The sequence below is a fragment of the Micromonospora sp. M51 genome (assembly GCF_018070305.1).
Classification (GTDB): domain Bacteria; phylum Actinomycetota; class Actinomycetes; order Mycobacteriales; family Micromonosporaceae; genus Micromonospora; species Micromonospora parva.
Genome location: NZ_JAGPXZ010000441.1, coordinates 1 through 5,129, shown reverse-complemented (window position 1 = coordinate 5,129; position 5,129 = coordinate 1). Strand labels below are relative to the sequence as shown.

Genomic DNA, 5,129 nt, shown 5'->3' with positions numbered 1-5,129 from the left:
CAGTACCAGCGCGGCGACGGCGCCCTCGGCCTGCACGTCCCCGAATCGGGGCCGTTGACCCCGCAGGCGGTGACGGCGTCGCTGGACGAGGCCCGCGCGTTCTTCCCCCGGCACTTTCCCGACGAGCGCTACACGGTGTTCTCCTGCGGATCGTGGCTGCTCGACCCGCAGCTGCGGGAGTACCTTCCGGAGGACTCCAACATCCTGCGGTTCCAGCGCCGGTTCGAGCTGGAACCCCACCAGGAGTCGGAGGGGCCGGACGCCGACATCGAGATGCTGCGGTTCGGGTTCCGCACCCTGACCACGCCGCTGGACGAGCTGCCGCGCCGCACCGTGCTCCAGCGCGCGATCATCGACCACCTGCGGGACGGCGGCCACTGGCACTGGCGTCGCGGCCACTTCCCGATCTAGACGGCCGGGTTCCACCACGTCCCGTTGGCGGTCGCGTGGGCCGCCGGTTCGATGACCTCCCACGCCTCCACGATGGCCCCGTCGGCGATCCGCAGGACGTCGACCACGACGATCTCCGGCCCCGCGTCGGGTAGGCGGCGTCGCGAGTGCACCACGACGTGGTCACCGTCGGCCAACAGGTGCAGGATGTCGACCCGCATGCCGGCGGTCGGGCCCAGCGCGGCGCGGACGGCGGCGAGCCACTGCGTCCTGGTCGAGGTCGTCGAATCCGACCGGTGGTGGATGAAGTCCTCGCTCAGGAACGAGGCGAGCGTGTCGACGTCGCCCGTGTCGACCAGCCCTGCCAACGCGCGTGCGACGATGCTCTTGTTCTCGGTGGTCATGGGCGCAAGTGTTTCCCCGGCCCGGGTGGTTGTCGATGACATCGCACTTCATGGCGTCCGCACGGACGATGAGTAGGCTCATGATCGTGTATGCGGTCGGGGAACTCCTACGGCAGTGGCGCAAGCGCCGGGGGCTCAGCCAACTCGACCTGGCGATCGCCGCGGATGTCTCGGCCCGGCACGTCAGTCTGGTCGAGACCGGCAAGTCCACGCCGAGCGCCGACATGATCCTGCGGCTCGCCGACCAGCTGCACGTGCCGCTGCGTGATCGCAACCAGTTGCTGCTCGCCGCCGGCTTCGCACCCCGGTACGCGCAGCGTCCGCTCGACGACATCGCCCTGTCCGGTGCCCTCGACGCGGTCCGCCGGGTGCTGCGGGCGCACGAGCCGTATCCGGCGCTGGTCTTCGACCGCCGGTGGAACATCGTGCTGACCAACAGTGCTGTGGACCCGTTCTTCGCGTACGTGGCCCCCGACCTGTTGCGGCCACCGGTGCCGGTGGTGAAGGTGAACGCGTCGACATCGAACAGGTAGCCGGACCCGCCCTTGAACACCAGGTACAGCGTCGTTGACGCGGTGGGTGGGTTGCTGATCGTGCCGGACACCTCGGTGAAGGTCTCCCAGTTGCCGGTCACCGGCACCGAGACGGTGCCCAGCAGCGTGCCGGTGGCCGACCCGGCCCGTACCTCGATGGTGCCGCCGGCACCGGCCGACGACGCCCGCACGGTGATGCGGTTCGCGTTGGTCAGGTTGTACGGCTGGTACGAGATCCAGTCGTTGTTCTCGATGAACCCGGCCGTGCGGCCACCCTCGGCGTTGGTGTGGTCGGTGGCCTGGACGCCGGACTGCGCGCCGAAGTGCTCACCCTGGCGGTGCTTCGGTTGCAGGGTCTTGATGCTGTGCGTGGTGAGCCCACCGTTGTCGGTGTAGGCGGCGTCGAAGACCCCGTAGATGTTCGCGGCCGAGTCGTGCTCCCCGTCGGTCGGGACGGTGATCGAGCCACTGCACCCGTTCTTCGAGGTGATCTGGTGGGCGTGACTGTCGTGGCCCAACGCGTACGTCAGGCTGACCTTGGAACAGTCGATCGTGCCGTCCTGCGGGTCGCTCACGCTGATCTGGTACGACACGGTGTCACCGAAGCTGAACAACTGCCCGTCGGCGGGGGACGTGAGCGTCACCGTCGGGGCCGTGTTGCCGACGGTGATGACCAGGCTCGCCGTGCCGGTCAACCCATTCGGGTCGGTGACCCTCAACGTGGGGGAGTACGTGCCGTTCGTGGTGTACGTCTTGGTGGGGTTGGCCGCCGTCGACGTGGTGCCGTCCCCGAACGTCCACAGGTAGCTCAGCGCCCCACCCTCCGGGTCCGAGCTGCCGGCCGACGAGAAGTTGACTGTCAGCGGGTTGGCCCCCGACGTCGGGTTAGCCGAGGCGACAGCGATCGGGTTGCGGTTGCCGCCGCCGATGTACTCGATCCGGAACAGCGCCTGGTTGTTCGAGCCGGTGCCGTAGTCCAGCACGTACAGCGCCCCGTCCGGGCCGAAGGCCATGTCCATGACCTGGGTGCCGGACCACGGGAAGTTGGAGATCTCCCCGCGCGAGCCGTCGGAGTTGACAGCGATCGCCTTGATCCAGCGGCGGCCGTACTCGCCGGCGAAGAACTGGCCGTTGAGTGACTGCGGGAACTTGATGCTGGAGTTCAGCGACGCGTCGTACCGGTAGACCGGTCCGCCCATCGGCGATTCGGAGCCGCTGCCGAACTCCGACGGTGAGCCGGAGTCGCCGGCGTACTTGATCCAGGCCGGCTTCGCCGCGGGCAGCGTGCCGAGGCCGGTGTTGCGGAACGAGTTGTTGGTCGGCCCGCCCGTGCAGTTGTACTTCGACTGCGACGGCCCGGACGGGAAGGTGTATTCGTTGTATGTTTCCGTGCTGGTGTTGGTGCCGGTGCAGTACGGCCAGCCGAAGTTGCCCGGCGCGGTGATGCGGTTGAACTCCACCTGACCCTGGGGGCCCCGGCTGGAGTTGGTGCTCCCCGCGTCGGGGCCGTAGTCACCGAGGTAGACCACGCCGGTGGCCTTGTCGACGCTCATCCGGAACGGGTTGCGCAGCCCCATCGCGTAGATCTCGGGGCGGGTGTTGGCCGTGCCGGGCGCGAACAGGTTGCCCGACGGGATGGTGTACGTCCCGTCCGCCTGCGGCTTGATCCGCAGCAGCTTGCCCCGCAGGTCGTTGGTGTTGCCCGCCGTGCGCTGGGCGTCGAACTGCGGGTTGCGGTTGGTCCGCTCGTCCAGTGGGGCGTAGCCGGACGACTCGAACGGGTTGGTGTCGTCGCCGGTGGTCAGGTACAGGTTGCCGGCGGCGTCGAAGTCCAGGTCACCGCCGACGTGGCAGCACTGCCCACGGTCGTTGGCGACCTGCAGCACGATCTTCTCGCTGCTCAGGTTGAGCGTGTCGTCGGAGTTGAGGGTGAACCGGGACAGCCGTAGGTGCCCCTTCCACCGGTCCCAGTCGGACTGCGAGCCGGTGGTCGGGGCGTCCCCGGACGGGGTGCTCAACGTGGGCGAGTAGTACAGGTAGACCCACCGGTTGGTGGCGAAGTTGGGGTCGACGGCGACGCCCTGCAACCCCTCCTCGTCGTGTGTGTAGACGGACAGGGTGCCGGAGACCTTCGTGTTGCCGGCCACGTCGGTCACCCGCAGCACGCCGTTTCGGGCGGTGTGCAGGACCGAACGGTTGGGCAGCACGGCCAGGGACATGGCCTCACCCAGCTCGGCGGAGCCGGTGGCGAGCTTGACCTGTTGATAGTCGGAGGCGGGAATCACCACCGCCTGGGCGGTGGACGGTGCAGCCACAGCGAGGGCCGCGCTCGCGACGGTGAGCACCGCCGCGAAGAGCGCCCGGGGCCAGCGCCGGGGGTACGAGGGCATGATCGTCCTTTCTCGACGACCGGGGGACGGGCGCGCGGGGGCGCACCACGACCAGGTGGGGTGGTGGAGAGCGAGCGGGGGATCAGGTCAGTTGGTGGTGACCAGGTCGAACTTCTCCCACTGGCCGATGGAGGTCCGGTTGGCGATCAGCGGGGAGGACCCACCGTTGTCGGCCGCGACGTAGCGGTTGTTCACAGTGGCCCGCAGGCTCACCGTGCCGTCGGAGTTGCGGACGAGCTGGAACGTCTCCCAGGCACCGGCGGTGGCCCGGTTGGCGATCAGCGCGGAAGCGCCCGCGTTCTCGGCCGCGACGAACTGCCCGTTGCCCTTGGCGCGCAGCGCCACGTTGCCGTTGGCGAGGTTGACCAGGTCGAACCGCTCGGTGGTGCCGACCGAAGCCTTGTTGGCGATCAGCGCGGTGGTCGAGTTGGGCGCGCTCACGTACTGGTTGTTCGCGCGGGCCCGCAGGGTCGAGCCGGTGGCGGTGGGCGGCGGGGTGGTCGTACGCGGCGAGCAGTCGGCGGTCACCGAGCCCGCGGCGACCTGGAGGCCGCCGAGCAGCATCCGGGTGAAGTTCGGGTCGGTGTACGACGCCTCGGTGTGCCCGAGGCCCGTGTACCAGGCGCGTCCGCCGCCGTACGCCTTGCACCAGGTGATCGGGTGGTCGCCGTTCATGTTGCCGCCGCTGTAGGACGACTCGTCGAGGCTGGCGAGAACCCGTGCGCTGGAGCGGGGGTTGGTGCGGTAGTTGTACCACTCGTCGGAGCGGACCCAGGTGGTGCCGAGGTGCGCGGTCGACGGGTTGGTCTGGTCCTCGATCTTCACCGTGGCGTTCTGGATCGCCGGGTGCGAGTCGAACCACGCGCCGACCAGCGCGCCGTACCACGGCCAGTTGTATTCGGTGTCGGCGGCGGCGTGCACGCCGACGTACCCGCCACCGGCGGCGATGTACGACTCGAAGGCGGTCTGCTGGCTGGCGTTGAGGACGTCGCCGGTCGTCGACAGGAAGACCACCGCCTGGTACTGGGCCAGGTTGGAGGTGGTGAACTGGGCCGCGTCCTCGGTGGACGTCACGGTGAAGCCGTTGGCGGAGCCGAGCTGCTGGATCGCGGCGATGCCGTTGGGGATCGACGAGTGCCGGAAGCCGGCGGTCTTGCTGAACACCAGGACCTTGGTCAGTGGTGCCGCCGATGCGGGGGTCGGCAGGGCGACCAGGCTGGCCAGCATGACGGCCAGCCCGGTGACGAGTGCCAACAGGCGGGGACGGGAACGCATGATCTTGCTCCTCTGCTGAGCGTCGGCCCAGGCGCGCGTCACGGAGCTGTGGGCTCGCCGGGCCGAGGTTGGCGGTGGTACGGAGCCGGGCCGCCGACGCTCGGCTGAGATGGTTCGGGGTGGTGCCGTACCTGTGG

General features: G+C 69.1%; 3 protein-coding genes and 2 pseudogenes. 2 read left to right on the top strand and 3 right to left on the bottom strand.

What is annotated here, in order from left to right; genetic code table 11:
* Window positions 1-411, top strand: a pseudogene (locus tag KBX53_RS21585) (hypothetical protein); the annotation flags it as partial.
* Here the strand turns inward: KBX53_RS21585 and KBX53_RS21580 are convergent.
* Complete coding sequence (locus KBX53_RS21580) at window positions 408-794, bottom strand: nuclear transport factor 2 family protein (RefSeq protein WP_030332840.1); 387 nt, start codon at window positions 792-794, stop codon at window positions 408-410. The pseudogene KBX53_RS21585 and the gene KBX53_RS21580 overlap by 4 nt on opposite strands.
* A gap of 35 nt (window positions 795-829) precedes the next feature.
* Between KBX53_RS21580 and KBX53_RS21575 the strand changes: the two genes are divergently transcribed.
* The gene (locus KBX53_RS21575; RefSeq protein ID WP_309140826.1) at window positions 830-1,327 is read left to right on the top strand and encodes a helix-turn-helix domain-containing protein; all 498 of its coding nucleotides are present in this window, start codon (window positions 830-832) and stop codon (window positions 1,325-1,327) included.
* On the opposite strand, the pseudogene KBX53_RS21570 reads toward KBX53_RS21575, so the two are convergent.
* Both KBX53_RS21570 and KBX53_RS21565 read right to left on the bottom strand, forming a co-directional pair.
* A pseudogene (locus tag KBX53_RS21570) lies at window positions 1,285-3,717 on the bottom strand (PQQ-dependent sugar dehydrogenase); the annotation flags it as partial. The gene KBX53_RS21575 and the pseudogene KBX53_RS21570 sit on opposite strands and share 43 nt — an antisense overlap.
* Before the next feature lie 87 nt (window positions 3,718-3,804).
* Window positions 3,805-4,992 (bottom strand): ThuA domain-containing protein, encoded by a 1,188-nt coding sequence (locus tag KBX53_RS21565; RefSeq protein ID WP_030332847.1) that lies wholly within the window; start codon window positions 4,990-4,992, stop codon window positions 3,805-3,807.
* Window positions 4,993-5,129 lie beyond the last annotated feature (137 nt).

Coding starts and splice junctions, on each gene's coding strand:
- KBX53_RS21580 (WP_030332840.1), bottom strand. CDS start 794: ATGACCACCGAGAACAAGAGCATCGTCGCACGCGCGTTGGCAGGGCTG.
- KBX53_RS21565 (WP_030332847.1), bottom strand. CDS start 4,992: ATGCGTTCCCGTCCCCGCCTGTTGGCACTCGTCACCGGGCTGGCCGTC.
- KBX53_RS21575 (WP_309140826.1), top strand. CDS start 830: ATGACATCGCACTTCATGGCGTCCGCACGGACGATGAGTAGGCTCATG.